The sequence below is a fragment of the Rhizobium sp. BK529 genome, assembly GCF_014194105.1.
Taxonomy (GTDB): domain Bacteria; phylum Pseudomonadota; class Alphaproteobacteria; order Rhizobiales; family Rhizobiaceae; genus Rhizobium.
Genome location: NZ_JACIAU010000001.1, coordinates 3,137,281 through 3,163,235 on the forward strand (window position 1 = coordinate 3,137,281; position 25,955 = coordinate 3,163,235).

Below are 25,955 nucleotides of genomic sequence, written 5' to 3' on the forward strand. Positions count from 1 at the left end.
TCGATGCCCACGCTTTATCATCATCCCATGTCGTCCGCATCCCGCTTCGTCAGGCTCATCCTGGCGGAATACGGCTATCAGGCGGAACTGATCGAGGAACAGACTTGGGAGAAGCGCCGCGACTTCCTGGCGCTCAATCCGGCCGGCACGCTGCCTGTCTATGTCGATGACAGCATGCGAGCGCTTTGTGGCGCGACCGTCATTTCCGAATATCTCGACGAGACGCACGGCGTGCTGAAACGCGACCGCCGGTTGCTCGCCGAAGATCCGTTCCAGCGCGCGGAAATCCGCCGCCTGACGGAATGGTTCATGCAAAAGATGGAAAATGACGTTACCAAGCCGCTGGCGCGTGAACGCGTCTATAAGCTGCAGATGACGGCTGACCAGGGCGGCGGAGCCCCGGATTCCAAGATATTGCGCACGGCGCGCGCCAATATCCGCCAGCATATGCGTTATCTCACCTGGCTTGCGGGCTCGCGTCAGTGGCTCGCCGGCGACCGGATGAGCTATGCCGACCTTGCGGCGGCGGCCTCCATCTCGATCCTTGATTATCTTGGCGAGATCGACTGGTCGGAATCGCCGCTCGCAAAGGACTGGTACCAGCGGCTGAAATCGCGCCCCTCATTCCGCCCGCTTCTGACCGAGCGCGTACGCGGTCTGACGCCGGTGTCCCATTATGCCGATCTGGATTTCTGACGAGGGCTTTTCATGCCCGACGCAAGAACCGATGATATAAAAGAGCGCAAGCGCCGCGACAATTTGACCACCTTCCTGAAGGCGGAATCTGTCGCCCTCGGCTTTGATCTCTGCCGCATCACCCGTCCGGATTCCATTCCGGAGGCAAAGGAACGACTCGGCCAGTTCATCGATGCAGGCCGGCACGGGACGATGGAATGGATGGCGGAGACACAGGAGCGCCGCGGCGATCCGCGGACGCTTTGGAGCGACGTGCGCTCCGTCGCCGTCTTCGGCCTCAACTACGGGCCGGACGAGGATCCACGCAGCATTCTTGGCAAGAGGGACAAGGCGGCGATTTCCGTCTATGCCCGCAATCGTGATTATCATGATATCATCAAAGGCCGGCTGAAAGAGATTGCGACACGTTTTGCCGCCAAGGCCGGTGCGGATGTGAAGGTCTTCGTTGATACCGCACCCGTCATGGAAAAGCCGCTTGCGGCGGCGGCCGGTCTCGGCTGGCAGGGCAAACACACCAATCTCCTGAGCCGGGAGCATGGCTCCTGGCTGTTCCTCGGCTCCATGTTCACCACAGCCGATCTCAATATAGATATGCCGGAGGCGGATCATTGCGGCTCCTGCCGCGCCTGCCTCGATGCCTGCCCGACGGCTGCATTTCCGGCGCCATACCAGATCGATGCGCGGCGCTGCATCTCGTATCTGACCATAGAGCACAAGGGACCGATCGATCCCGAATTCCGGCCGTTGATCGGCAATCGCATCTATGGCTGCGATGATTGTCTTGCCGCCTGTCCGTGGAATAAGTTTGCAAGCGAAGCCTCGGAAATGAAGCTCAAAGCGCGCCAGGACCTGAAGGAGCCTTCCATCGCCTTCCTTCTGACGCTCGACGATCCGACTTTCCGTACCTTCTTCAGCGGCTCGCCGGTCAAGCGCATCGGCCGTGACCGCTTCATCCGTAACGTGCTGATCGCTGCCGGCAATTCCGGCGAACGAAACCTCATCGAGCGATGTCGCCTGCTCGCCGCCGATGCCTCGCCTATCGTTCGCGGCATGGCGGTCTGGGCATTGTCGCGACTCATGGAGGCTGGCGAATTTGGCATCTTTGCCGCACAAAGGGACAATGAGTCGGACGAGGACGTCCTCGGAGAATGGCGATTGGCGGGAGTAAGGTGATGCACGTGATGATCTTTGGCTGCGGCTATTCCGGCACTGCCATCGCCAAGGCCTTTGGCGAGAGCGGCACGCGCGTCTCCGGCACGACGCGGTCGCAGGAGAAAGCCGAAGAACTGCGTAACGCCGGGATCGAAGCCTCCATCTTCGATGGCGAGACCTTGAGCGATGAGCTGCAAGCGGCGATGGCAGACGTCACCCATCTCGTCCAGTCAATCGCGCCGCGCGATGTCGATCCGCTGCTTACATTACTCGGCCAGGATGGAACGTTCCTTCTGCCGAAGCTGCAATGGATCGGCTATCTTTCCACTGTCGGCGTTTATGGAGACCATAAGGGCGGCTGGGTGACGGAAGAAACTCGTTGCGTTCCGGTCTCGGGCCGCTCAAAGGAACGACTGGAGGCGGAGCAGGGCTGGCTGGCACTCGGACGCGCGCGCGGCGTGCCGGCGGCGATATTGCGTCTCTCGGGCATCTATGGGCCAGGACGCAATGCCTTCGTCAATCTGAACCGTGGCACGGCGCGTCGCATCATCAAGAAAGACCAGGTCTTCAACCGCATCCGCGTGGAGGATATCGGTGCTTCCGCCCGCTTCCTCTCAGAGCACGCGCTGAACGGCATCTATAATGTTACCGACGATCAGCCCGGCCCGGCGCAGGACGTCATCGTCGAAGCGGCCCGCCTGATGGGTGTCGAGCCGCCGCCGGAACAGGCTTTCGAAACGGCCGAGATGACGCCGATGGCTCGCTCCTTCTATGGTGAGAACAAGCGGGTTTCCAACGCAAAATTAAAGGCTGCAGGCTTTCATTTTGCCTTCCCGAATTATCCGATGTCGCTCGCCCAACTCTGGCAAAACGGCCGCTGGAAGGGCTGATGAAGCCCTCTCGTTCGGGTGAACGGGCTATAACCCGTAAAGAGTAGGAAATTCCTACTTTCTAATTTTCGCGAGCCGAATTTCGCTTCGTATTATGGTTAACGGCCCCTAAATTTGCGCAAATGTGGCGTCAAATATGACAGCATGAGTAAAAAATTTTTGTGATTTGTAGAAGCTATAGGATGTTTACCGTTTCTTCGAAAAAATCATTCGGATTTTAACTGATTTCATTAGGTTTTTTCCAAAAATCGCCGAAGCGGTGTTCTGCTACCGCAATGTTATTGGAATTACAATTATTACAGATTGTTACATTCCGTGATCAGCGTCGGCACTTTTTCGCCACTTTTCGGCGGATTTAAGCCCCGCCGCCCCAAAGGCGTGAGTTCAATAGTTGAGGGACAATCCGTTTTGAAGAAAATCTGCCGTTCTCTAATCACCGTCGTAGCGATTGCAGCCTGTTCTTCCATCCTTCCGGCGGAAGTATTTGCTGCAAACGGATGCGGCGGTGCTTCGTGGTACGCACTTCGCTCCAAAACTGCTTCCGGGGAACGCATGAACCCGGCCATCTATACTGCCGCACATCGCTCGCTGGCGTTCGGCACCAAGGTGAAGGTCACCAACCGCAACAACGGCCGCAGCGTCGTCGTTCGCATCAATGATCGTGGTCCGTTTATCCGCGGTCGCGTGCTCGATCTGTCGCGCGCTGCCGCACAGAACATCGGCATGGTCTCCACAGGCACTGCGAAGGTCTGCTACGAAGTCATCAGCTGAGGCCAGGTCCTCCGCGAAATCCCTGCGCCGGATGCGGCGCTTGCTCTTGCCGTCAATCGCGGGTAACCACGCGGTTGGGACTTGTGAACAATCCGCCCGGCCAATCAGCTTTGCTGGGGGTTCATTCTTGCGCGGATCGTTTACCAGCCAAGGCAACAGGAGAAGTTTGAATGCGTTTGGGCGGCCGCCTCGAAGGGGCGATTTCGGTTCTGGCTGATATCGACGCCCGCAAAAGGCCTGTCGCCGATGCGCTCAAGGACTGGGGTCTCGCCCACCGTTTTGCCGGCTCCGGCGACCGGGCGGCGATCGGCAACATCGTCTACGACGCTCTGCGCATGCGGCTCTCCCATGCCTATCTGATGGACGACGACAGCGCCGTCGCTATTGCGCATGCCGTCATGTTCCGCCAGTGGGGCTTCACGCCGGAAACGCTGGCCGCCGAACTTGCCGACGACAAGTTTGCGCCGACGCCACTCTCGACTGAAGCGCTTGCGGCTTTCACGAGCCGCTCACTTTCCGATGCGCCCCTACATGTGCAGGGCGACATTCCCGAATGGGTCCAATCCTCCTTCGAACAGGCTTTCGGCGAAAACTGGCTTCCCGAAGCGCAGGCGCTTGCCGGGCGCCCGACGCTCGATCTGCGGGCCAATATTTTGAAGGCCACTCGCGAAAAGGCCCTCAAGGCGCTGGAACGCACCGGCGCAAATGAGGCGAAGATCGCACGCTACGGCATCCGGATTCCCGCCGGCGAAGGAGCCTCACGTCTTCCGAACGTCACCGCCGAACTTTCGTTCCAAAAAGGCTGGTTTGAGGTTCAGGACGAGGGATCGCAGATCGTTGCCGACCTCGTTCTGCCGAATGATGGCGAACAGGTGCTGGATTACTGCGCCGGCGGTGGCGGCAAGACGCTCGCCATGGCGGCGGCCATGCACAATAAGGGTCAGGTCCACGCCTATGACGCCGATCGCAAGCGGCTTGCGCCGATCATCGAACGGCTGAGGCGCGCCGGTACACGCAATGTCCAGGTCCATGACGATGCCAGGAGCTTGTCCAATCTGCGCGACCGCTGCGACAAGGTTCTGGTCGATGCGCCCTGTACCGGTACGGGGACATGGCGTCGCCGGCCTGATACGAAATGGCGGCTGACCGCCAAGAACCTTGATGAGCGTACAGCCCAGCAGCAGGACGCACTAAAGCAGGCGAGTAGCTTCGTGCGCGCCGGCGGCGAGCTCATCTATATCACCTGCTCAGTGCTGCCGCAGGAGAATGAAGAACAGGTAAGGCGCTTTGTTGCGGACAACAGCGACTTCGAGATCGTCAGCGCCCTACCCGCCTGGGACAGCCTGTTCGGCAGGGAGGGAACGCGTCCGCGTTCTTCCGACGGCAAGACGATCACGCTGACACCGGCCTCGACGGATACGGACGGTTTCTTCTTCTGCCGTCTCAAGAGAAATGGCTGATCCACATCGTGCTCCGTCTCGCTGAAGGCGAGTGAAAGGTTAACAGCGCAGTCATCCTGGATTTGCGAACAAATGCATTTCAACCGGCAGGCTGATCTCGGAAATCTATCCTTAAAACAATTCCAAACTAGAGTGTTTGACACCAGTTTGCTTTTGCGCGAAGAGACGGCAGCCGGATTCAGACGGAAATCCGTCACAGGAGAGGATTATGAAGCTCAACCGCACATTCCGCGCAGCCGCACTGGCGATCGCCCCCGCCGCCCTGCTCGCCCTTCCCGCCCATGCGGAAACGGACGCAGCCGCTGTCGTAAAGCATTATGCCGAAATCGCTCACGCCAAATACGAGGACTCGCTGACGACAGCCAAGGCGCTCGATGTGGCCATCGACGCGTTTCTGAAGACGCCCAACGATACGACGCTGAAGGCTGCCAAAGATGCATGGATCAAGGCGCGCGTTCCCTATCAGCAGACGGAAGTCTATCGTTTCGGCAATCCGGTTGTCGACGACTGGGAAGGCAAGGTCAACGCATGGCCGCTCGATGAAGGCCTGATCGATTACGTCGATCCCTCCTACGGCACGGAAAGCGATGAGAACTCGCTTTATGTCGCCAACGTCATCGCTAATAAGACGATCAAGATCGACGGCAAGGACGTTGACGCTTCCAAGCTGACGCCGGAATTCCTCTCCGGCACGCTCGCTGAAGCCGGTGGTATCGAAGCCAATGTTGCAACCGGCTACCACGCCATCGAATTCCTGCTTTGGGGCCAGGATCTGCACGGCACCGGACCTGGCGCCGGCGAGCGTCCCGCCAGCGATTACGATCTCAAGAATTGCACGCACGGCAATTGCGACCGCCGCGCCGAATACCTGAAGTCGGCCTCCACGCTGCTCGTTTCCGATCTGCAGGAAATGACCGACAATTGGGCGGCGGATGGCGAAGCCACCAAGCATGTTGAAGCCGATCCGAAGGCTGGCCTCGTCGCCATCCTGACAGGCATGGGTTCGCTCTCCTACGGCGAGCTCGCCGGCGAACGCATGAAGCTCGGCCTGCTGCTGCACGATCCGGAAGAAGAGCATGATTGCTTCTCCGACAATACCTATAACTCGCACCTGAACGACGCGATCGGCATCGCGGCCGCCTATACGGGCGACTATACCCGGGTCGACGGCACCAAGATGACCGGCCCGTCGCTGCACGACCTCGTCGCAGCCAAGGACAAGGCTCTGGATGCCGAGATGACCGGCAAACTCAACACGACGCTGGACGCCATGCACGCCATGGCCAAGCGCGGTGAAACGGTCGAGAAGTATGACCAGATGATCGGCGAAGGCAACAAGGAAGGCAATGCTGTCGTCCAGGCAGCCATCGACGGCCTCATCGACCAGACGAAGTCGGTGCAGCGCGTTATTGCCGCACTCGACCTCGGCACTGTCGAGCTTGAAGGTTCCGACAGCCTGGATAATCCTAACGCCGTCTTTAAATGAGCAAAGGCGGGCCGCTCCGAAGCCGGAGCGGCCCGGACCCTTGAAATGTCGCATAACCCGGCCCGACGTCTTCTCATCAGTGCAGTCATCTGCGCTTCCGTTGCGGGGCTTCCTGTCGCCTTTGCCGGCGCCTTCAACCTTCCGAACAGACGGACCGATCTTTCTGAGGCCGACGTCAAGCGTGTCGCAGACATCGTCAGACCAACGCAGGATTTCAGCAAGGCTGAGCAATACGAGGCCATGCAGGCGGGTGCGGCGACCTCAATCGATTCGGTCACCGAAGACAGTTTCTCGCATATTTCTGCCAATATCCCCTTCGAAGAAGAGCAGAATTTCCGGCTTGGCAATGCGCTCTTCCGCAAGCTCTGGGTTTCCGCACCCTCCTCCACACAGGCGTCCGACGGGCTCGGCCCGCTTTTCAACGCCCGCTCCTGCATGAGCTGCCACCTCAACGATGGCCGTGGCAAACCTCCCGAGGGCGGACCGAGCGCCACCTCTATGTTCCTGCGCCTTGCCCGGGCCGCGAAGGCGCCGGAGGAAGAAAAGGCGCTCACCGATGCTGATGTCGTCACTTTCCCCGATCCGGTTTACGGCTATCAGCTTCAGGATCTCGCCGTTCCCGGACTTGCCGCCGAGGGCAAGCTTACCGTTGCCTATAGCGAAGAGATCGCCCAGCTGGCCGACGGCGAGACGGTAAGGCTCCGTAAGCCTGTTTATACCGTCAAAGATCTCGCCTATGGCCCGCTCGACCCGGCGACGACGATTTCGGCGCGCGTCGCTCCGCCGATGATCGGCCTCGGTCTTATCCAGGCAATTCCCGAGGCCGATATTCTCGCACATGCCGATCCTGATGACCTCGACCACGACGGCATTTCCGGCAAGGCGGCCATCGTTCGCGACCACCGCACCGGCGAGATCAGTCTCGGCCGCTTCGGCTGGAAGGCGCAGAACGCCACTGTGCGCGACCAGAGCGCCGATGCCTTCTCTAACGATATCGGCATTTCGACACCGGACAGACCCGATGCCCATGGCGACTGCACCGCAGCTGAGACAAAGTGCCTCGTCATGCCGGACGGGGTGCAAAAAAGGCTCGGCAACGAGGAAGCGCCTGGCCCGGTTCTCGATCTCGTCACCTTCTATTCAGAGAACCTCGCGGTGCCGGCGCGCCGCAAGGCGAGCTTTGCCGACACGTTGCGTGGCAAGCAGCTTTTCTACGACTCCGGCTGCATTTCCTGCCATGTTCCGAAGTTTGTCACCCGCCGCGATATTGCAGAGAAGGCGCAATCCTTCCAGCTTATCTGGCCTTATTCCGATTTTCTGCTGCATGACATGGGCGACGGTCTTGCAGACGGACAGCAAGTGGGACTTGCAAACGGACGTGAATGGCGCACGCCGCCGCTATGGGGTATAGGACTGACCCGGACTGTCAGCGGGCACAGCTTCTTTCTACACGATGGCCGCGCCAGAAATCTCACCGAAGCAATCCTCTGGCATGGCGGCGAGGCTAAAAAAGCCCGCAACGCATTCTCCTCGCTGTCAAAAGACGATAGAGAAGCCCTGATTACATTCCTGGAGTCACTTTGATGCGCCCCTGGCACACCCTCCTTTGCCTCGCCTTGACCGGCCTTGCCACACCGGCTGCCGCCCAGAGCGCCGCGCCGCCCGCCGCGGGCCTCAACGAGGATGCTGTGCCTTCCGTCATGCAGCGCGCCGTCGACGAAGTCATTCGCCCCGGCTATCGCAATATGCAACAATCGGCCGCGCGTCTGACGACTGCCATGAACGATCTCTGCGCCGCGGGCACACAGCAGACGCTCGATCGCGCCAAGTCCGCTTTCGACGACACGATCCGCTATTGGTCGACGATCGAGATCGTGCAGACCGGGCCGGTCATCCAGGACAATCTCTTCGAGCACATCCTCTTCTATCCCGACCGCAAGGGTGTCGGCCTCAAGCAGGTGCAGGCGCTGATCGCTAAGGCGGATCCGAAGGACGCGACTGTCGACGCGATCTCCGGCAAGAGTGTAGCCCTGCAGGGACTGACTGCACTCGAATATATTCTCTATGGTAGCGGCTCCGAAGACCTCATCAATCAAAAGGGCGGCTTCCGCTGCCTCTATGGCCAGGCGGTGGCGGGCAATATCCAGCGCGAGGCCGGCGAAGTGGTCGCCGCCTGGGAGAAGCCTGACGGCGTGCAGGCAAGCTGGAAGCATCCCGGGCCGCAAAGCAATGATTTCATGGACAACAAGGAAGCCGTTACCGCTCTGCTCGGCATCCTCGTTCATGGCGCGGAGAATGTCCGAGACCAGCGGCTCGAGCAGTTCTACAAGGGTAAGGACACGCCTGCCCGCCCTCGCATGGCGATCTACTGGCGTTCGAAGAATACCTGGAAATCCATGGCCGCCAATCTCGAGGGCATCCGCACGCTCTGGCAGAAAGCCGGTATGGCCGAGCTGCTGCCGCCGGAAAAGAAGCAGGTTGCCGATGCGATCGATACCAAGCTGAAGACGATCATCGACAGTATCTCGAAGCTGAACCCGGATATGGAAGTCGCCATCAGTGACGCGGAAAAAGCAAAGCTTGATACGCTACTGACGGAGACCCGCGATCTAATCACCACGATCAGCGACCAGTATGGCGCGGCAATCGGCCTTTCTGCCGGCTTCTCCTTCTCGGACGGAGATTGAGCCGATGTGGCGCAGTGCGGCCATCGACCGCCGAGGCTTCATCAAAGCTGCCGGCATCGGCTTTCTGGCAGCGTTGAAACCTGAGGCGCTGCTGGCTCTCAACCGCGCCGATGCCGTCTATGCCTCCGGTATCCGCACCGCCAACGGCTCCTTTGCCGTGGCGACAGTCACCGAACGCGGCGAGATCGTCGATAAGGTGGCGCTGCCTGCCCGCGCCCATGGTATGGCCTATAGCACTGCCACCGGCCGCACGGTCGCATTCGCCCGTCGCCCCGGCACGTTTGCGATGATCTTCGATCCTTGGAACAAGAGTGAACCTATCGTGATCGCCTCGCCGGAGGGCCGGCATTTCTATGGACATGGCGCCTTTTCGCCAAACGGCCGGCTGCTCTATGCCAGCGAGAACGACTTCGACAATAACCGAGGCATGATCGGCCTCTACGATGCGGCGAACCGTTTTGCCCGCATCGGCGAATATGAGACCTATGGCGTCGGCCCGCATGACATGACGGTCTCCGATGATGGCCGCATACTGATCATTGCCAATGGCGGCATCGAAACCCACCCGGATTTTGGCCGCACCAAGCTCAATCTCGGCAATATGCAGCCTTCTCTAACGCTTATCGATGCGGCAAGCGGCGCACTGATCGAAAAGCACACGCTGCCGCCGCGATGGTCATCGGTCTCGACACGGCATGTCGATCTCGATGCCAGCGGTCGCATCTGGTTTGCCTGCCAGTATGAAGGCCATCGCAGGGACCTGCCACCGCTCGTCGGCCATTTCCGCCGGGGTGACGATCTTGCTTTCATCGACCTGCCCGAGGAGACGACCCGGCGGCTTGCCAACTATGTCGGGGCGATCGCAGTCAACCGGAAGGAAGGGTTGGTCGGTGTCACCTCGCCGATCGGCGGCGCGTCTGTCACCATCGATGCGAAAACGGGCAAGGTGCTGCGCGAGAAAAGCGTGCGTGATGCCGCTGGTATAGCGCCTGCGTCTGGCGGCTTTGCCGTTTCTTCTTATGACGGCGACTTCCTGTCGAACCACAGCGATGTCGCCTGGGACCAGCATATCGTGCGGATCGCTCACCCGCCGCTGATACGATAATCCTTCCATTCCTTTTCAGTGAATTCGGCGGCCGCCTGTGCTGCCTTGTAGAGCCAATCCTCGCCGCGTGCGAGCAGATCGCTGCGGATCGCCGCAACGGCTGCCGCATCGTCAGAGTGGCAGTTGGCGATCTCAAAACCCATCAGCTCCAGCATCGTGCCGTTCAACAGGGTCTTTGCATCCGTCTCGATTTCGATCTTGCGGCTATTCGGCGAAAGCCGACGCACGAGGATGCGGCCCGTCACCGCGAAATGCGGATCAGGGCTGCGCATCCGACCCCCTGCAATGACAGCGGTTCTGATCACACGATCTGCGGACTTTGCCAGCGACCAGGCGGAAGGCACGAGCGCCTTGGCTTCGCGCAGCACGGGTCCGCCGCGCCATTCCTTCACATAGGCGATGAAACGCGGCCGCCCCAGGCTGCCCGTTCCCTTTTTCAGCACCGGTACGGGCGTAAAATTTCCCGAACCCTTCGGCAGCGCGCTTCTCAACGCGTCGACGAAACGGCCAGGAGCCGGCTTTTCACCGGGCTTGCGCTTGTCTGCCTTTTTCCAGAAATCTTCCCGCGCATCTTCCGAAAGGAGCAGCTTGTCGCGCAGCCAGGGATGATCACGCTCCAGGATGATCGGCGTCGAATGTTCAAGGCCGCGTACATATCCGGTGAGAATGAGCTCGGCCATCGCCTTGCCGGAGATGCCCTTATCCGGCTGAGCCAGAATTGCGCTTGCCACGAGCCGCACGAGATCCAGCCCGTAGGGCATGATCGCCGCGTCGTCGAAATCGTTGGCGCCCCAGACGAGCCGCCCCTCGATATCCCGCCAAGTGCCGAAATTCCCCAGGTGCGTATCGCCGATCGAAAGCACTTGCGGCATCTCGGCAAGCTCCGGCTTGACGTTATAAATAACCTCGGCCCAGCGCCAATAGGTGGCACGCAGGAAGGAGAAAGCCTTCTCGCGCATCTTCCGGTGCTTTTCGTCGATGCCCTCCTGCACGAGCTCGCCTTGCAACTCATGGGCCAACCACGCCTCGTAATCGCTCATAGATTGAGAAAATGCCTTCATTGGCTCGCCCTCAGGTTTGATTGATCATAATCCTGTTGAGCGTTGTTCAGAAGAGAACCCGTGGCAAAACAAGCAAAAGCGATTCTCAACCGCGACGAGTGGCACGGACAAACACCCGAAGGCCCCCGTGATCGAAAAGCCTTGGTTCAATACAAAAACATCGTGAGCCGGATTGCAACTTGTCGAATCCGGCCGGCCATGCCACTTTCGCGGTCGCGAGAGGGCTGCGATGAACGAGACCAATAGAGGCGATTTCCGGGAGCGGATCCGCCAGAATTTTGCACGACAGGCGGCCATGCACACGATCGGCGCGGAGCTGACGCGTGTCGAGCACGGCATGGTGGAAATCGAACTTCCCTTCGACGTCAAACTGACACAGCAGCACGGCATTTTGCACGCGGGGATCATTTCCGCAGCGCTCGATTCGGCCTGTGGTTCTGCCGCCTACAGCGTTATCGATGCCGAAGCCTCGATCCTCACGATCGAGTTCAAGGTCAACCTCATGTCGCCTGGGCGGGGCGAGCGCTTCCTCTTCAGGGGCGAGATCACCAAGCCCGGCTCCAACATCATCGTTGCCGATGGGCGAGGTTATGCGATCAGCGACGGGCCGGCCAAGCTCATCGCGTCCATGACCGGGACGATGATGGTTATCCGCGGAAGAGAGGGAATTACGGGATGAAATTCGAACTGAAATCGGTTGCAGGCAAGTCCATCCTGTTCGTCATGGCCGCGGAGGCCGAATATGGTCCCTTTCTGCGCTCGCGCATCGAACCGCTGATAACCGGCGTCGGCCCGGTCGAGGCAGCGATTGCACTCACCAAATCCCTCTCTCGTCTCGATGGTTCCGACGATCTTCCCGATCTCGTCGTCTCGCTCGGCTCGGCCGGCTCGGCGCGCCTGCAGCAGACCGAAGTCTATCAGGTGACCTCCGTTTCCTATCGTGACATGGATGCCTCGCCGCTCGGCTTCGAAAGAGGCAAGACGCCTTTCCTCGACCTGCCGGCCGATCTTGAACTGCCGCTGCGTATTCCGGGCATTCCCGAAGCCACGCTTTCGACAGGCGGCAATGTCGTCTCGGGTGCTGCCTATGCCAATATCACAGCTGATATGGTCGATATGGAAACCTATGCGGTGCTGCGCGCCTGCCAAGGCTATAAGCTGCCGCTGATCGGCCTCCGCGGCATTTCGGATGGCGCTGTCGAGCTGCAGCATATTTCAGGCTGGACGGAATATCTGCATATCGTCGACCGCAAGCTTTCCTACGCCGTCGACAGCCTGTTTACGGCTCTGGAGGATGGCGTTTTCTGGTTCTGAGGGCTTGGAAACAGGGACAATCGGGACAATAAAAGCCTGCTGCAGCTGAATTCCCGGATTGCAAGAAGAGGCGCTTTTCATTAAAGGCTCGCCATGACCCAGACAGCACATCCCGACAGCGTTCTCATCGTCGATTTCGGCAGCCAGGTGACCCAGCTCATCGCACGTCGCGTGCGCGAAGCCGGCGTCTATTGCGAGATCGTTCCCTTCCAGTCCGCCGAAGAAGGCTTCAGGCGCCTTCAGCCGAAAGCCGTGATCCTATCCGGCAGCCCGGCCTCGACGGTCGATGAGGGTTCGCCCCGAGCGCCGCAGGTCATCTTCGACAGCGGCCTTCCGGTCTTCGGCATCTGCTACGGCCAGCAGACGATGTGCATGCAGCTTGGTGGCCTGGTGGAAAGCGGTCATCACCGTGAATTCGGCCGCGCCTTCCTCGAGGTCGACGAGGACTGCGCCCTGTTCGAAGGCCTCTGGTCCAAGGGATCGCGCCATCAGGTCTGGATGAGCCATGGCGACCGCGTTACGAAATTGCCGGAAGGTTTCGAGGTCGTTGCGACCTCCTCCAACGCGCCCTACGCCTTCATCGCCGACGAAAAGCGCAAATATTACGGCGTGCAGTTCCATCCGGAAGTGGTGCATACGCCCGACGGCGCCAAGCTGATCGCAAACTTCATCCACAACATCGCCGGCATCCAGGGCGATTGGACAATGTCCGCCTACCGCCAGAAGGCGGTCGAAGACATCCGCAAGCAGGTGGGCGACAAGCGCGTCATCTGTGCGCTGTCCGGCGGCGTGGATTCGTCTGTCGCGGCCCTGCTCATCCATGAGGCCGTCGGTGACCAGCTTACCTGCATCCTCGTCGATCACGGCCTGATGCGCAAGGACGAGGCGGCCGGCGTCGTTGCCATGTTCCGGGAGCATTACAATCTGCACCTAATCCACGTGGACGCCTCCGACCGCTTCATCGGCGAACTCGAAGGGGTTTCCGACCCGGAAACCAAGCGCAAGATCATCGGTCGCCTGTTCATCGAGACCTTCGAGGACGAGGCCAAGAAGCTTGGCGGTGCCGATTTCCTCGGCCAAGGCACACTCTATCCCGATGTGATCGAGTCGGTCTCCTTCACCGGCGGCCCCTCCGTCACCATCAAGTCGCACCACAATGTCGGCGGCCTGCCGGAGCGCATGAAGATGCAGCTCGTCGAGCCGCTGCGCGAACTCTTCAAGGATGAGGTTCGTGTCCTCGGCAAGGAGCTCGGCCTGCCGGACAGTTTCATCGGCCGCCATCCCTTCCCGGGCCCGGGCCTCGCCATCCGCTGCCCCGGCGGCATTACCCGCGAAAAGCTCGACATCCTGCGCGAGGCTGATGCGATCTATCTCGACGAGATCCGCAAGGCCGGCCTCTATGACGCAATCTGGCAGGCTTTCGCCGTGCTGCTGCCGGTCCAGACCGTCGGCGTCATGGGCGACGGCCGCACCTACGAGTTCGTTTGCGCGCTACGCGCCGTCACCTCGGTCGACGGCATGACTGCGGATTTCTACCATTACGACATGGAATTCCTTGGCCGCGCCGCGACCCGTATCATCAACGAAGTCCGCGGCATCAACCGTGTGGTCTACGATGTGACGAGCAAGCCCCCCGGCACGATCGAGTGGGAGTGAGCTTGGCTTTGGACTGTGGTGGCTGCGTCGCGGCCGCCGCGCAAGGCCGGCGAAGGCGTGCCAGCGACACCAGAACAACTCGCCTCGGCCTGACCGGCTGCGCGAATGCGCCGCGGCTGGAAGGGAGTTCGATCCGGCCGAGATTGCGCACTGCCGCGCCGAGGCGGCGCCGCTAATCTGGGTCGCGGTGTTGCCGCTTGCCGTGGTTGTTCTCGTGAATCTCAGCATGTCACTCTTGACGTCTCCCGAGCCTCGGCAACGGCGAACGCGCCTTATTCTCTGAGTGCCGAAAGCTGATCCGTGTCATACCGCGCACGCAGATCGGCGATTTTCGTCGGGTCCGCTGCGCCACCGCGTGCGACAATGTCTGCGAGCTCTTCAAAGTAATGCTCGTGGCCGGGCGGAGAGACCGTCATCAGCACGCGCGCCGGCTTTTCGCTGGCGTTGCCGATATTGTGCGGCACGCCGGGCGGCAGGAACAGGTAGGTGCCCGGTGTTGCGTGTATGCGCTCATCCCCGACCTGCCATTCGCACTCGCCTTCAAGCACATAGAAGGTCTCTTCCTGCGTCCGGTGCACGTGTAACCCGGTGGAGAAGCCGGCAGGAATTGTCCATTCGAACATCGAGGTGTGGCGCGTGTTGTCGCCAGTGACGAGAAACGCCATTGGCTGGCCACCGAGGTGCACTTTTTTGCCTTCGCCGGGCATTCGGATGATTGCCTTTGCGATCATTTGAAATCTCCGTAACACGAGGAATGTCTAACGCTTCCACCCTGCCCTTCCGATGGCCGAAAGTCGCAAATCCGATCCGAAATTGTTGCGAAATATCGCCGACAAGGCAGAATGCGTGGCATGTCAGAGATATTCAGATTTGGCCATTTTGCGCTCGATGCTGGCTCGGGCATGCTGTTCGATGGCAGCGAGCCGACGCTGCTTGGCCGGCGCGGCGTTGCCTTGCTGCGCTTGCTGCTCGAGCGCGCCGGATTGCCTGTCGGCAAAGACGCGCTGATTGAGGCGGCGTGGCCGGGGCTCGCGATTGAGGACAGCAATCTTACGGTGCAGATTGCAGCGTTACGCCGCGTACTCGAGCGGGGTAATGGTGTTGGCTGGATCGAGACGCTGCCGCGCCGCGGCTATCGCTATATCGGCCCACCGGTGGCACGCGCGAACGAAGCGGCACCGTCGATCGCCTTGCCGGTTCCCGAGAAACCGTCGATCGCTGTGCTGCCATTCTCGAATTTGAGCGGTGAGCCGGAACAGGACTATTTCATCGATGGGATGGTCGATGACATCATTACCGGCTTGTCGCGCATCAACTGGCTATTTGTCATCGCGCGAAACTCAAGTTTTGCCTACAAAGGTCGGATGGTGGACGTGAAGCAGGTCGGGCGCGAGCTCGGCGTGCGCTACGTGCTCGAAGGCAGCGCCCGTAAGCTGCTTGATCGTGTGCGCATCACCGGCCAGTTGATCGATGCGTCAACAGGAGCGCATGTGTGGGCCGAGCGATATGACCATAGGTCTGATGACATTTTCGCCCTTCAGGATGAAGTCGCCTTGTCGGTTGTCGGCGCCATAGCGCCGAGCCTGCGTCGTGCCGAAGTCAACAGGGTCAAGCGGAAACGGCCCGATAGCCTCGATGCCTACGACCTGGTGCTTCGGGCTCAGCCCGACGTCGATTCAGGGATGCCGGATCAGGTCACGCAGGCGCTCTCGCTACTCGAACGCGCCATCGATCTCGATCCCGCTTATGCGCTGGCGCATGGCAACGCGGCGATGTGCCACCACTGCCTCTTCCTTCGCGCCGGCTTGCAGGAGATCAACCGTGCCGCTTCAATCCGCCACGCGCGCTTGGCCATTATTCATGGACAGGACGACGCGCTTGCATTGACCTGGGCCGGATTTTCCATCGGCATGGATGGGCACGATCGCACCGCCGCATTCATAGCATTGGAAGCTGCACTCGCCATCAGTCCGTCATCCGCGCTGACGTACATCCTCGGCAGCGTCATCCTCGGGTGGGGCGGAGAAGCCGAGCGCGCGATAGAATGGAGCGAGCGGGGTGTACGGCTCAGCCCGTTCGATTCTTGGGCCTGGGCCGCTTTTGACGCACAGGCGATGGGTCATTTCCGCTGCGGCCGCTACGAAGAAGCGGCGCGTGCGGCTTATCGGTCGGTTCAGGCCAATCCTGCGCATAGCATCACTTATGTGCAGTTGAGTGCGGCGCTCGTCAAACTTGGGCGGCTTGAGGAGGCCAGGTCGGCAGCGGCCAGGGTGCTGGAACTGCACCCCGCGTTTCGCTACAGCCGCCAATTTCTGGGCGTGAACTGTGCTCCTGAGCTTGCGGCACCTCTTGGCGATGCTCTGCGAGCAGCCGGTTTGCCGGAGTAGCTGGGATTGAACCGGTCCGAGGGACCCTACCGCCCGCCAATTAATTGCACACAAAAATCAACCTCGGACATCGGGCTAAAACAGCGCCACGCAAGGTTGCTGTTTGACCTTTTCGCCTCATCACTGCGAAAGACGCCGTTCCTTAAAGCTCGAGACGCGCCTCTTGCAGGATGACCGCCGCCAAACACTTCAACCCGAGGTAATCGATGCCAACACTTACATTTGCGAATACGAAAGGAGGGGCCGGCAAGACGACGGTCGCTCTCGTTCTTGCCACAGAATTGGCTCGCCGTGGCCATCGCGTTTCCGTTCTGGACGCGGATCCGCAGCAGTGGGCCAGCCGCTGGCATCGTCTGTCCGGTGAAGCAGCCGAATTCGCCGTCATCAACAATGTCGCAGAAGAGACGATCGAACAGCAGATCAAGGACCTCAAGAAGCACAGCGGTTATATCATCGTCGATCTGCCGGCAGGCATGAGCCCGCTGATGGCGAAGGCTATCGGCTTTTCCGATCACGTGATGGTTCCGGTGCAGGGTTGCGCAATGGATGCCGTCGGCGGCGCCCAAGTGTTGGAGATCATGAAGCAGCTTGCTGCTCAGCATAATATCCGCATCCCGCACTCAGTCGTGCTGACCCGCATCAGCTCGATCATCACCACCCGCGCGCTGCTCGCCGTCAGGGGCTTGCTGGCGCAGCAGCAGGTGAACGTGGTCAACACGGCACTGGTCGAGCGCGCCGCGTATCGCGACATGTTCGTTTCCGGCGGCAGCCTCTATACGATGGATCCATCCCGCGTCAGCAATCTCGACAAGGCGCAGGAGAATGCCCGCATGCTGACAGATGACATTCTTCGTCTCGTGCCGCCGAAGGCAGCACGCGCCAGGTCAGCCAAGAAGGTGACTGAAGCCGTCAAGGATGCTGCTTGAGGCGCGCATTCATCGGTTGATGCGAAGTCAGCAACGGCTGCCTCTGGGCAGCCGTTGCTGTTCTAATCGTAACTTTCATGACTAATGTTCCTGTTTTGTTCTTGACGAGAATTGCAACTCTGATAAGCTCCTCCTTGTAAAACAAGGAGGCGGGCGATGTAGTCCGTAGTTCGAATGCCTCACTTTCCACTCGATCCGAATGGCTCAGATCCCCGGAAGAAATCCAGCCCAGCCGGCGAACCTCACCACAGGCTTTTCTTCATGCTTCGCCCGACTACTGAAGCTGCAGACGAAGCGCTGGAGATCGCTCAAACCTACCGAACAATCCATTCCCTGATCAGCCCAATCCGGCCTCGTGAGCTGCTCCACATAACGCTCAATGGCGTTGGCGCCTATCGAAAGCTTCCACAGGATATCGTGTTCGGCGCGGAACAGATCGCTGCGACAGTGTGCGCCCGGCCGTTCGATCTTGTGCTCGATGAAGTCATGAGCTTCCGCCACCAGGGCAAATCGCAAGCCTTCGTCATCTGCAGCAGGCAGGAAAACGAGGAGCTGACGGACCTTCGCCGCCAGATCCAGGAAGGCTTGTACCAGGCTGGATTGCCCTACAACCTCGGCGGCCACCTGACGCCGCACATGACGCTGCTCTATGATCGCAAGACCATTCTGCCCGAAAAGCTCAGCCGGCCGGTGCAGTGGAATATCCGGGAGTTCCTGCTGATCCACAGTATCTATGGAAAGAGCGAGCATAATGTACTTGGCCGCTGGCCGCTGCTAGGCTGATCCAAGCTTGCGCCGCGGGTGGGGAGTCGCATAAAACTCCCACCCAATATGCAATGCGGAGCAAGACAGTGGACGTTTCAGAGATCATCATCCCCGGCGATACGCCCGGCATCGAATGGCGGTTACCGGTCATCCGTTTCAAGGGGAGCGATCCTGCTGCCCCCAAAGTCTATATCCAGGCCGCATTGCACGCCAACGAGTTGCCGGGGACGGCGCTGGCGCATTTTTTCTGCGGCAAGTTACGGCAAGCCGAGAGCGAGGGCCGGATCGCCGGTGATATCACGGTCGTGCCGCAGGCAAATCCAATCGGAGCGGCGCAATCGCATTTCGGCGAGCTGCAAGGCAGGTTCGATCTCGGTTCGAGGACCAATTTCAACCGCGACTTTCCGCTGATTGCCGTCGGTGATCGCGCAGAGCTGGTCGACGAACTTGATAAGTGCTCAGCCGCCAATCGTCTGAAGCGGCAGCTGATCCACATGGCATTAGGCGCCGATCTGGTGCTCGACCTGCATTGTGACGATGAATCGTTGCAATATGCCTATATCGACGAAGCCTTCTGGCCGGAAGCGGCAGACCTTGCGACCGCGCTCGACATGGAGGCGGTGCTGCTTTCGGATGGCGAAAGCTCCGCCTTCGAGGAAGCTGTCGGCTTTGCCTGGAAGTACGAGGTACCGGGCGAGCGCAAAGCCAAGCTTCCGGGCAAGCTGTCGGTGACGGTGGAACTGCGCGGCCGGCGCGATGTCTATCCCGACATGGCCGCGAAAGATGCCGAAGGCCTGCTGCAGTTCCTGATAGGACGCGGTGTCGTCGGTGGCAGGGCGGCGGGAGATGCGGCCTTCTCCGGGCCGGCCGTACCGCTCGACAATGTTGAAATCATACGCGCGCCGGAGGGCGGCACCGTGCTCTTCCATCGCAATATCGGCGAGCATGTCGCGGAAGGAGACCTTCTGGCGACGATCGTTACCCGACCCGGGTTTGTGGAAGGCGATATCGACATCAGGGCGCCGCAGGACGGGTTGCTGCTGACCCGCATTTCCGACCGGCTCGTGCGCCGGCGCGGCGACCTGATGAAGATTGCGGCCGACCGGCCAAGCAAGGCAGCGCGAAAGGCCGGTACGCTGGAAGACTGAACCGGCGTTCTTTTCTACACGCGAATGTAAGGCTCCGCGCAACTGTCACACAGGCTTCAAGAAAATCCGCCAAGCCGTTGCAGACATGTTGCGAAGGAGCTTTCATGGCGCATTACGATATTGCGATTGTCGGCGCGGGCATTGTCGGGCTGGCGCATGCGCTGGCGGCGGCAAAACGCAGCAAGCGCGTAGTGGTCATCGACCGTGACGCACAGGCAAACGGTGCTTCGGTGCGCAATTTCGGCTTTGTGACTGTGACCGGCCAGCAAGCCGGTGACTGCTGGGACAAGGCACGGCGCGCTTGCGATATCTGGGCCGAGATTGTCGACGATGCCGGCATCGATGTCCTGCAGCGCGGACTGCTACTTGCAGCAAGGCTCGACGAATCCGAAGCTGTGATCGACGCGTTCCTGCGCACCGCGATGGGCGAGAGTTGCGAAAGACTAACAGTCGACGAGGCACGGCGGCTGGTGCCGGCGCTGCGGCCGGAGGCGGCGCGTTTCACGCTTTACAGCCCGCATGAGCTGCGCGTGGAATCCCGCACGGCCATTCCGCTGCTCGCTCGCTATCTCGAAGCCAAATATGGCATCGAGTTCCGCCGCTCGACGGCGGTGAGCGCCGCGGAACCACCGCGGATCGAGACTTCAGCCGGCCTGATCGAAGCAGAGACTGTGGTTGTCTGCCCCGGCGATGATTTCAAGAGCCTATTTGCTGACCGGATTGCTGCCTATAACCTGACACGCTGCAAGCTGCAGATGATGCGTGTCGTGCCGGCTCAGCGGGTCTCGCTCAGCACGGCCGTCATGTCCGATCTCGGGCTCGGGCGTTATCTCGGTTATGCTGAACTACCTGAAGCGACAGCATTGAAGGCGCGGCTCGACCGTGAGTTCAAGCCGGAGCGGGAAAATGGCATCCACCTCATCGTTACGCAATCGGAGGATGGCTCGCTGATCGTCGGCGACAGCCACCATTATTCCGAAACGCCCGACCCATTCGGTCTCGAGCGGGTCGACCGGCTGACCCTTGACGAGATGGACGCCGTGCTCAATCTGCCGGGACGCTTCATTACCGAGCGCTGGATCGGCACGTATGCCTCTGCACCGGACCGCTGGCGCTTCACGGACAAGCCTTCCGACGCATTGCGCATCGTCGTCGTCACGGCTGGCTGCGGTGCTTCGACCGCTTTCGGCATCGGCGAGGAAACCATCGAGGATCTTTTCGGGAGCGCAGCATGACTCAATTCAAGGCAGTGGTCTTCGACTGGGCCGGAACGATGATCGACTTCGGCTCTTTCGCGCCGATGGGCGCTTTTGTTGAAACGTTCGCCAAATTTGGCGTCGAGGTGACGATCGCCGATGCGCGCAAGCCAATGGGGCTTCCGAAGCGCGCGCATATTGCCGCGATGCTCGCCGAGCCGCATATCGCCGCCTGCTGGCAGGCGGCACAGGGTGCGCTTCCCGACGAGGCAGCAATCGATAAAGTGTATGAGCTCTTCGTGCCGCTGAACGAGTCTGTCGTGGCCGATTACTGCACGCTCGTGCCTGGCGCGATCAAGACGATCGAGTATCTGCGTGAGCGGCAGATGAGGATCGGCTCGACCACCGGTTACACGCGCTCGATCATGGAACGGGTATTGCCGCTCGCCGCCGCGCAGGGTTACGCGCCTGACAATCTCATCTGCGCCGACGACCTACCACTCGGCCGGCCTACACCGATCGGCATGTATAAGTGCTTCCTCGACCTGATGGTCTATCCGGCTTCCGCCGTCATCAAGGTTGATGACACCGAGCCCGGCATTGCCGAAGGCGCTGCCGCCGGCTGCGTCACAGTTGGCCTGACGCTCTCCGGCAACGAGGCCGGCCTGACGCCTGATGAGGTGGATGCGCTTTCGCCTGAGGCACGCGCCGAGCTGCACAAGCGGATCGGCGATAAGCTGATTGCAGTCGGGGCCGACTACATAATCGAGACGGTAGCCGATCTGCCGGCGCTCATCGAAGAGCTCGAGGGATAAGAACCAGACGGCGTTTGCAGCGCTCATCCGGCGTGTTATCTCGCTGACCAAACAGGGAGACTCACCGGCATGGCCGTTACCATTTACGGTATCAAGAACTGCGACACGATGAAGAAGGCCCGTAGCTGGCTGGATGGCCACGACGTCGCTTATGATTTTCACGATTACAAGGCGGTCGGCATTGACCGTGCGCATCTGGAACGCTGGATCGACGAGGCCGGGTGGGAAACAGTGCTGAACCGCGCTGGCACCACGTTCCGCAATCTGTCGGATGCGGCGCGCGAAGATCTCGATCGGGAAAAGGCAATCGCCCTGATGCTCGACCAGCCGTCGATGATCAGGCGGCCGGTGCTGGAAACCGGCGGCAAGCTGCTGATCGGCTTCAAGCCCGAAATTTACGCACAGACGTTCAAGGGCTGAGCCATGTCCAAAACCACGCGCGCGACCCAGGTTCTTGCACAGACGGGCGTCATCTTTACGCTTCATACCTATGATTATGATCCGAACGCCGAGCGTGTCGGGCTGCAGGCGGCGGAGGCGCTCGGTGAGGATCCGCATCGCGTGCTCAAGACGCTGATGGCGGAGGTGGATGGAAAGCCGGTCTGCGTTGTCGTGCCGTCTGACCGCGAGGTCAGCATGAAGAAACTCGCCAGTGCCTTTCGCGGCAAATCCGCCAATATGATGAAGCCAGCCGATGCCGAGCGGCTGACGGGCTATCATGTCGGTGGCATCAGCCCATTCGGACAGAAGAAGATCGTGCCGACGGCGATCGAGGAAACCGCACTCGCCGAGCCGCTGGTCTACATCAATGGCGGGCAGCGCGGATTGCAGGTTCGGCTCGATCCGAAAGAGGCGTTGAAGGCACTGAAGGCCACTACTGCGCCACTGATCGCCTGATCAGAGGAAGCGATCCAAAAGGCCGGCAAGCATCTTCGCCTCGCCTTCGGCAAGCTTGCAGCCGACGTGTGTTTCGATCGCTTTGCCATAGACGGTCCACATTCGCTCCCGAAGCTGCCGCCCAGCATCAGTGATCACCACCCAGCGGCCGCGCCCATCCTGTTCAAAGACCTCGCGACCGACCAGACCCTCTTTTTCCAGCCGATCGATCAAGCGGGAAAGATTATACTGTGCCAACAGCGTCCGCTCCTCGATCTCATAGGGGCGCAGCCTGCCGGATTGCGAGCGCGCCAGTTCCCAAAGCACGTCATACCATGCAAGCGGCGGCATGCCGGCCGCCTTCAGATCGGCTTCGATCAGGCCAAGCAGCCGCTCGCGGGCGCGCATGAGGCGCGTCCAGGCAGAGACAACGGCGTCGTTCGGCTTCGGAATATTCTCAGGCATAAATGTAATTACATCTACCTTGAATCCTATCGCAAGCGATATTATATGCATTTGCATACACGCCAACCGACCAATCCCTTGCGAACCACTCGGAGACTTTCATGAGCAGGCTCAACCTCATCAGTCATCATCTCTGCCCCTACGTGCAGCGCGCAGCGATCACACTCCTCGAAAAGGGCGTGCCGTTCGAACGCATCAATATCGATCTTGCCGACAAGCCGGATTGGTTCCGAAAAATTTCGCCCCTCGGCAAGGTGCCCTTGCTCCGGATACAGGAGGACGATGGCCGCGAAGAGGTGTTATTCGAAAGCAGCGTCATCTGCGAATATCTGGAGGAAACGCAGGCGGGTGCTGCCCTACATCCAACCGATGCTTTGAGCCGCGCCCGCCATCGCGGATGGATGGAATTCGGCTCTTCGGTGCTTTCCGATCTCTGGGGCTACGAGACGGCACAGGATGCTGCGCAACTGGAAGTCAAGCACAAGGCACTTGTCGCCAAATTCACAACGATCGAGGGCGCGCTGACGGATGGACCCTATTTCGCCGGGGCCGGCTTCAGCCTCGTCGACGCGGTCTTTGGTCCAATCTTTCGGTACTTCGATCTCTTCGATACCCTCGGTGATAGCCCGATCTTCGACGGGCTCGAGCGGGTCAAACGCTGGCGCAAAGCGTTGTCCGAGCGAGCAAGCGTTCGGGACGCCGTTGGCGAAGACTATGCGCAACGCCTGATGGAATTCCTCGATAAGCATAACTCGATACTGCTTAAACTGCCCGCCGCCGCTTGACTCGCAAAGGCGGCCGGATATGCATTCGGCCGCCCTTCAAATCGAATGCGGACGCTTCAATTTCGCCTTAAAGGGGTCTAAATCTCTACCCGTCGCAGATTATAGAAGGCAGGTTGACCCATGACGTTCATGCCCCAGAGCCACAGCGCCGTTGATCCCGTCAAACTCGAGAAGCTCGCGGAAGTCGCCATCAAGGTGGGCCTGCGGCTTCGGCAGGGGCAGGATCTCGTCATTACCGCTCCTGTCGTGGCACTGCCGCTGGTTCGGCTCATCACCAAACACGCTTACCTCGCCGGCGCCGGACTGGTTTCTACCTTCTACTCCGACGAGGAGACGACACTGGCGCGCTATCAATATGGCAGCGACGAGAGCTTTGACCGGGCTTCCGGCTGGCTATACGATGGGATGGCGAAGGCTTATGAGAACGGTGCCGCCCGTCTGGCCGTCGCCGGCGACAACCCCATGCTGCTGGCGGAGCAGGATCCGAGCAAGGTCGGCCGCGCCAACCGCGCCAACTCCACGGCCTATAAGCCGGCTCTGGAGAAGATCTCCAACTTCGACATCAACTGGAACATCGTCTCCTATCCCAACCCTTCCTGGGCAAAGGTTGTATTTCCCGATGACCCGGAAGCGATCGCCGTTGCCAGGCTCGCCAAGGCGATCTTTGCGGCCTCGCGCGTCGATCTCGACGACCCGATCGCAGCTTGGGCCGAGTACAATGCCAATCTTGCCAAGCGTTCGTCCTGGCTGAACGGCGAGCGTTTCGCCGCGCTGCATTTCACCGGACCGGGCACGGATCTCACTGTCGGCCTGGCAGACGGCCATGAATGGCATGGTGGTGCCTCCACGGCCAAGAACGGCATCACCTGCAATCCGAATATCCCGACCGAGGAGGTCTTCACCACGCCGCATGCGTTGCGCGTCGAGGGCCATGTGTCGAGCACCAAGCCGCTCTCGCATCAGGGCACACTGATCGACAATATCAGGGTTCGTTTCGAGGATGGCCGCATCGTCGAAGCCAAAGCCTCGCGCGGCGAGGAGGTCCTGAATAAGGTGCTGGATACGGATGAAGGTGCACGCCGGCTCGGCGAAGTGGCGCTGGTGCCGCATTCCTCGCCGATCTCGGCAAGCGGCATCCTCTTCTACAACACTCTGTTCGACGAGAACGCCTCGTGCCATATCGCGCTCGGCCAGTGCTATTCGAAGTGCTTCCTCGATGGCGCTTCGCTGAGCCAGGAGAAGATCAAGGCGCAAGGCGGCAATTCCAGCCTGATCCATATCGACTGGATGATCGGCTCCGACAAGGTCGATATCGACGGCATCAAACCTGACGGATCGCGGGTGCCGGTGATGCGCCATGGGGAATGGGCGTAACAACACCCGCCTTCGGCATCAGGTTGTGCTGGCTCAGCCAGACGCTGACAAGAACCATGGCAAATCCGGCAAGCTGCGTCGGCGTCAGGCTCTGGCCGAGCGCCAGCCATCCGAGCAGGGTTGCGACGACGGGGCTTAGAAAACCGAGCGATGCTGCGGCGGAAGGCTCGATTCGTGACAGGCCGCGAAACCAGAGCAGATAGGTGAAAGCCGCGCCGACAAGTCCGAGCCAGGCGATGCCGAGAATATTGGCCATTGTCGGCACCGGAAACGCTGGCTCCAGGAAAAGGGCCACAGGTACGAGCAGGATGCCGCCTGCAGTCAATTGCCATGAGGTAAACGTCAGGCTGGAGACCGGCGGCTGCCAGCGGCGGGTCAATACCGTGCCGAAGGCCATCGACACTGCACCGGCGAGACCTGCGGCGACACCAACGGGATCGAGCGCCGCGCTCGGCGTCAGCACTAGAAGCCCGACCCCCGCCATGCCGATCAGGCCTGCAATGACGGCGAGGGAGCGGATCGGCTTGCCAAGGACAAGGCGCGACAGTGCAATAACGATCAATGGCTGGACGGCGCCGACCGTGGCGGCAACACCGCCTGGCAGGCGATAGGCCGACACGAAGAGCATTGCCCAGAAGAGCGAGAAGTTCAGTGCGCCGAGAATGAAGGCACGGCCCCACCAGATGCCCGTGGGCAGTTTCCGGACAATCAGCAGCAGAAGCAGGCCGGCTGGTAACGCGCGCAGCATGGCAACCGTCAGCGGATACCCCGGCGGCAGGAAAGATGTCGTGACGAAATAGGTGCTGCCCCATATTGCAGGGGCGATCGCGGTTGTCAGCACATCGGCCACATAGCGGGAATTTTTCTTCATATCAAGAATCTCTACATCAAGATAAATCCAGAATAACACATTTTATCTTGACGTCAAGAGATCTGCTGA

27 protein-coding genes are annotated in these 25,955 nt (G+C 60.2%); 22 read left to right on the forward strand and 5 right to left on the reverse strand.

What is annotated here, in order from left to right; translation table 11 throughout:
• Positions 1–3 precede the first annotated feature (3 nt).
• The 3 genes from FHX08_RS15735 to FHX08_RS15745 are packed head-to-tail and all read left to right on the forward strand — an operon-like array spanning position 4 to position 2,738.
• Positions 4–696 carry a glutathione S-transferase family protein gene (locus FHX08_RS15735; protein WP_132652940.1) on the forward strand — a complete coding sequence of 231 codons (693 nt, stop codon included), beginning with the start codon at positions 4–6 and terminating at the stop codon, positions 694–696.
• A 12-nt stretch (positions 697–708) separates the two neighbouring features.
• On the forward strand, positions 709–1,869 hold the full coding sequence (gene queG / locus FHX08_RS15740; protein ID WP_132652941.1) for a tRNA epoxyqueuosine(34) reductase QueG: 1,161 nt from the start codon (positions 709–711) through the stop codon (positions 1,867–1,869).
• Positions 1,869–2,738: an SDR family oxidoreductase gene (locus FHX08_RS15745; RefSeq protein ID WP_132652942.1), complete on the forward strand. Its 870-nt coding sequence runs from the start codon at positions 1,869–1,871 to the stop codon at positions 2,736–2,738. The genes queG and FHX08_RS15745 overlap by 1 nt, the downstream gene beginning before the upstream one ends.
• A gap of 296 nt (positions 2,739–3,034) precedes the next feature.
• On the opposite strand, the gene FHX08_RS31945 is transcribed toward FHX08_RS15745, so the two are convergent.
• Positions 3,035–3,304, reverse strand: a complete 270-nt coding sequence (locus FHX08_RS31945) for a hypothetical protein (RefSeq protein ID WP_245508256.1) — start codon at positions 3,302–3,304, stop codon at positions 3,035–3,037.
• Between FHX08_RS31945 and FHX08_RS15750 the strand changes: the two genes are divergently transcribed.
• From FHX08_RS15750 to FHX08_RS15775, 6 genes are all read left to right on the forward strand, one after another.
• The gene (locus FHX08_RS15750; protein ID WP_245508254.1) at positions 3,186–3,509 is read left to right on the forward strand and encodes a septal ring lytic transglycosylase RlpA family protein; all 324 of its coding nucleotides are present in this window, start codon (positions 3,186–3,188) and stop codon (positions 3,507–3,509) included. The genes FHX08_RS31945 and FHX08_RS15750 overlap by 119 nt on opposite strands.
• Before the next feature lie 170 nt (positions 3,510–3,679).
• Positions 3,680–4,969, forward strand: coding sequence for an RsmB/NOP family class I SAM-dependent RNA methyltransferase (locus FHX08_RS15755; protein WP_132652943.1), 1,290 nt, complete (start codon positions 3,680–3,682; stop codon positions 4,967–4,969).
• Positions 4,970–5,177: 208 nt separating this feature from the next.
• The gene (locus tag FHX08_RS15760; RefSeq protein ID WP_132652944.1) at positions 5,178–6,455 is read left to right on the forward strand and encodes an imelysin family protein; all 1,278 of its coding nucleotides are present in this window, start codon (positions 5,178–5,180) and stop codon (positions 6,453–6,455) included.
• A 45-nt stretch (positions 6,456–6,500) separates the two neighbouring features.
• Positions 6,501–8,039, forward strand: a complete 1,539-nt coding sequence (locus FHX08_RS15765) for a di-heme oxidoredictase family protein (protein ID WP_184327299.1) — start codon at positions 6,501–6,503, stop codon at positions 8,037–8,039.
• On the forward strand, positions 8,039–9,142 hold the full coding sequence (locus FHX08_RS15770) for an imelysin family protein (protein WP_184327300.1): 1,104 nt from the start codon (positions 8,039–8,041) through the stop codon (positions 9,140–9,142). The genes FHX08_RS15765 and FHX08_RS15770 overlap by 1 nt, the downstream gene beginning before the upstream one ends.
• A 4-nt stretch (positions 9,143–9,146) precedes the next feature.
• Positions 9,147–10,247, forward strand: coding sequence for a DUF1513 domain-containing protein (locus FHX08_RS15775; RefSeq protein WP_184327301.1), 1,101 nt, complete (start codon positions 9,147–9,149; stop codon positions 10,245–10,247).
• On the opposite strand, the gene FHX08_RS15780 is transcribed toward FHX08_RS15775, so the two are convergent.
• Positions 10,226–11,308, reverse strand: coding sequence for a DUF2252 family protein (locus FHX08_RS15780; protein ID WP_184327302.1), 1,083 nt, complete (start codon positions 11,306–11,308; stop codon positions 10,226–10,228). The two genes, FHX08_RS15775 and FHX08_RS15780, sit on opposite strands and share 22 nt — an antisense overlap.
• 229 nt (positions 11,309–11,537) lie before the next feature.
• Between FHX08_RS15780 and FHX08_RS15785 the strand changes: the two genes are divergently transcribed.
• From FHX08_RS15785 to guaA, 3 genes are all read left to right on the forward strand, one after another.
• Positions 11,538–11,987 (forward strand): PaaI family thioesterase, encoded by a 450-nt coding sequence (locus FHX08_RS15785; RefSeq protein ID WP_184327303.1) that lies wholly within the window; start codon positions 11,538–11,540, stop codon positions 11,985–11,987.
• On the forward strand, positions 11,984–12,622 hold the full coding sequence (locus FHX08_RS15790; protein WP_184327304.1) for a 5'-methylthioadenosine/S-adenosylhomocysteine nucleosidase: 639 nt from the start codon (positions 11,984–11,986) through the stop codon (positions 12,620–12,622). The genes FHX08_RS15785 and FHX08_RS15790 overlap by 4 nt, the downstream gene beginning before the upstream one ends.
• Positions 12,623–12,715: 93 nt before the next feature.
• Positions 12,716–14,278 carry a glutamine-hydrolyzing GMP synthase gene (gene guaA / locus FHX08_RS15795; protein WP_132652951.1) on the forward strand — a complete coding sequence of 521 codons (1,563 nt, stop codon included), beginning with the start codon at positions 12,716–12,718 and terminating at the stop codon, positions 14,276–14,278.
• A 272-nt stretch (positions 14,279–14,550) separates the two neighbouring features.
• On the opposite strand, the gene FHX08_RS15800 is transcribed toward guaA, so the two are convergent.
• Complete coding sequence (locus tag FHX08_RS15800; RefSeq protein ID WP_132652952.1) at positions 14,551–15,009, reverse strand: cupin domain-containing protein; 459 nt, start codon at positions 15,007–15,009, stop codon at positions 14,551–14,553.
• 120 nt (positions 15,010–15,129) lie between these two features.
• On the opposite strand from FHX08_RS15800, the gene FHX08_RS15805 reads away from it, so the two are divergent.
• From FHX08_RS15805 to ybaK, 8 genes are all read left to right on the forward strand, one after another.
• Positions 15,130–16,665, forward strand: coding sequence for a winged helix-turn-helix domain-containing protein (locus FHX08_RS15805; protein WP_132652953.1), 1,536 nt, complete (start codon positions 15,130–15,132; stop codon positions 16,663–16,665).
• 206 nt (positions 16,666–16,871) lie between these two features.
• On the forward strand, positions 16,872–17,591 hold the full coding sequence (locus FHX08_RS15810) for a ParA family protein (protein WP_132652954.1): 720 nt from the start codon (positions 16,872–16,874) through the stop codon (positions 17,589–17,591).
• Between the two features lie 261 nt (positions 17,592–17,852).
• Entirely contained in the window at positions 17,853–18,374 is a 522-nt protein-coding gene (locus tag FHX08_RS15815) for a 2'-5' RNA ligase family protein (protein ID WP_165911865.1), read from the forward strand.
• A gap of 68 nt (positions 18,375–18,442) precedes the next feature.
• The gene (locus FHX08_RS15820; protein ID WP_132652956.1) at positions 18,443–19,504 is read left to right on the forward strand and encodes a succinylglutamate desuccinylase/aspartoacylase family protein; all 1,062 of its coding nucleotides are present in this window, start codon (positions 18,443–18,445) and stop codon (positions 19,502–19,504) included.
• Between the two features lie 104 nt (positions 19,505–19,608).
• Positions 19,609–20,739, forward strand: coding sequence for a TIGR03364 family FAD-dependent oxidoreductase (locus tag FHX08_RS15825; protein ID WP_132652957.1), 1,131 nt, complete (start codon positions 19,609–19,611; stop codon positions 20,737–20,739).
• The gene (phnX, locus tag FHX08_RS15830; RefSeq protein ID WP_132652958.1) at positions 20,736–21,515 is read left to right on the forward strand and encodes a phosphonoacetaldehyde hydrolase; all 780 of its coding nucleotides are present in this window, start codon (positions 20,736–20,738) and stop codon (positions 21,513–21,515) included. The genes FHX08_RS15825 and phnX overlap by 4 nt, the downstream gene beginning before the upstream one ends.
• Before the next feature lie 69 nt (positions 21,516–21,584).
• Positions 21,585–21,935 carry an ArsC family reductase gene (locus FHX08_RS15835; protein WP_132652959.1) on the forward strand — a complete coding sequence of 117 codons (351 nt, stop codon included), beginning with the start codon at positions 21,585–21,587 and terminating at the stop codon, positions 21,933–21,935.
• 3 nt (positions 21,936–21,938) lie between these two features.
• Positions 21,939–22,412 (forward strand): Cys-tRNA(Pro) deacylase, encoded by a 474-nt coding sequence (gene ybaK / locus FHX08_RS15840; RefSeq protein ID WP_132652960.1) that lies wholly within the window; start codon positions 21,939–21,941, stop codon positions 22,410–22,412.
• Here the strand turns inward: ybaK and FHX08_RS15845 are convergent, their stop codons facing one another.
• A complete protein-coding gene (locus FHX08_RS15845; protein WP_132652961.1) occupies positions 22,413–22,856 on the reverse strand; it encodes a MarR family winged helix-turn-helix transcriptional regulator in 444 nt (147 codons plus the stop codon).
• 101 nt (positions 22,857–22,957) lie between these two features.
• Here FHX08_RS15845 and FHX08_RS15850 point away from each other — a divergent pair, with 101 nt between their 5' ends.
• A complete protein-coding gene (locus FHX08_RS15850) occupies positions 22,958–23,641 on the forward strand; it encodes a glutathione S-transferase family protein (RefSeq protein ID WP_184327305.1) in 684 nt (227 codons plus the stop codon).
• Between the two features lie 120 nt (positions 23,642–23,761).
• Positions 23,762–25,015 (forward strand): aminopeptidase, encoded by a 1,254-nt coding sequence (locus FHX08_RS15855; RefSeq protein WP_132652963.1) that lies wholly within the window; start codon positions 23,762–23,764, stop codon positions 25,013–25,015.
• Here the strand turns inward: FHX08_RS15855 and FHX08_RS15860 are convergent.
• Entirely contained in the window at positions 24,963–25,886 is a 924-nt protein-coding gene (locus FHX08_RS15860) for an EamA family transporter (protein ID WP_132652964.1), read from the reverse strand. The genes FHX08_RS15855 and FHX08_RS15860 overlap by 53 nt on opposite strands.
• Positions 25,887–25,955 lie beyond the last annotated feature (69 nt).

Coding starts and splice junctions, on each gene's coding strand:
- FHX08_RS15850 (WP_184327305.1), top strand. CDS start 22,958: ATGAGCAGGCTCAACCTCATCAGTCATCATCTCTGCCCCTACGTGCAG.
- FHX08_RS15825 (WP_132652957.1), top strand. CDS start 19,609: ATGGCGCATTACGATATTGCGATTGTCGGCGCGGGCATTGTCGGGCTG.
- FHX08_RS15815 (WP_165911865.1), top strand. CDS start 17,853: ATGCTTCGCCCGACTACTGAAGCTGCAGACGAAGCGCTGGAGATCGCT.
- FHX08_RS15785 (WP_184327303.1), top strand. CDS start 11,538: ATGAACGAGACCAATAGAGGCGATTTCCGGGAGCGGATCCGCCAGAAT.
- FHX08_RS31945 (WP_245508256.1), bottom strand. CDS start 3,304: ATGGCCGGGTTCATGCGTTCCCCGGAAGCAGTTTTGGAGCGAAGTGCG.
- FHX08_RS15835 (WP_132652959.1), top strand. CDS start 21,585: ATGGCCGTTACCATTTACGGTATCAAGAACTGCGACACGATGAAGAAG.
- FHX08_RS15760 (WP_132652944.1), top strand. CDS start 5,178: ATGAAGCTCAACCGCACATTCCGCGCAGCCGCACTGGCGATCGCCCCC.
- queG (WP_132652941.1), top strand. CDS start 709: ATGCCCGACGCAAGAACCGATGATATAAAAGAGCGCAAGCGCCGCGAC.
- FHX08_RS15745 (WP_132652942.1), top strand. CDS start 1,869: ATGCACGTGATGATCTTTGGCTGCGGCTATTCCGGCACTGCCATCGCC.
- guaA (WP_132652951.1), top strand. CDS start 12,716: ATGACCCAGACAGCACATCCCGACAGCGTTCTCATCGTCGATTTCGGC.
- FHX08_RS15845 (WP_132652961.1), bottom strand. CDS start 22,856: ATGCCTGAGAATATTCCGAAGCCGAACGACGCCGTTGTCTCTGCCTGG.
- FHX08_RS15810 (WP_132652954.1), top strand. CDS start 16,872: ATGCCAACACTTACATTTGCGAATACGAAAGGAGGGGCCGGCAAGACG.
- FHX08_RS15800 (WP_132652952.1), bottom strand. CDS start 15,009: ATGATCGCAAAGGCAATCATCCGAATGCCCGGCGAAGGCAAAAAAGTG.
- FHX08_RS15855 (WP_132652963.1), top strand. CDS start 23,762: ATGACGTTCATGCCCCAGAGCCACAGCGCCGTTGATCCCGTCAAACTC.
- phnX (WP_132652958.1), top strand. CDS start 20,736: ATGACTCAATTCAAGGCAGTGGTCTTCGACTGGGCCGGAACGATGATC.
- FHX08_RS15790 (WP_184327304.1), top strand. CDS start 11,984: ATGAAATTCGAACTGAAATCGGTTGCAGGCAAGTCCATCCTGTTCGTC.
- FHX08_RS15780 (WP_184327302.1), bottom strand. CDS start 11,308: ATGAAGGCATTTTCTCAATCTATGAGCGATTACGAGGCGTGGTTGGCC.
- FHX08_RS15755 (WP_132652943.1), top strand. CDS start 3,680: ATGCGTTTGGGCGGCCGCCTCGAAGGGGCGATTTCGGTTCTGGCTGAT.
- FHX08_RS15775 (WP_184327301.1), top strand. CDS start 9,147: ATGTGGCGCAGTGCGGCCATCGACCGCCGAGGCTTCATCAAAGCTGCC.
- FHX08_RS15860 (WP_132652964.1), bottom strand. CDS start 25,886: ATGAAGAAAAATTCCCGCTATGTGGCCGATGTGCTGACAACCGCGATC.
- ybaK (WP_132652960.1), top strand. CDS start 21,939: ATGTCCAAAACCACGCGCGCGACCCAGGTTCTTGCACAGACGGGCGTC.
- FHX08_RS15805 (WP_132652953.1), top strand. CDS start 15,130: ATGTCAGAGATATTCAGATTTGGCCATTTTGCGCTCGATGCTGGCTCG.
- FHX08_RS15765 (WP_184327299.1), top strand. CDS start 6,501: ATGTCGCATAACCCGGCCCGACGTCTTCTCATCAGTGCAGTCATCTGC.
- FHX08_RS15735 (WP_132652940.1), top strand. CDS start 4: ATGCCCACGCTTTATCATCATCCCATGTCGTCCGCATCCCGCTTCGTC.
- FHX08_RS15770 (WP_184327300.1), top strand. CDS start 8,039: ATGCGCCCCTGGCACACCCTCCTTTGCCTCGCCTTGACCGGCCTTGCC.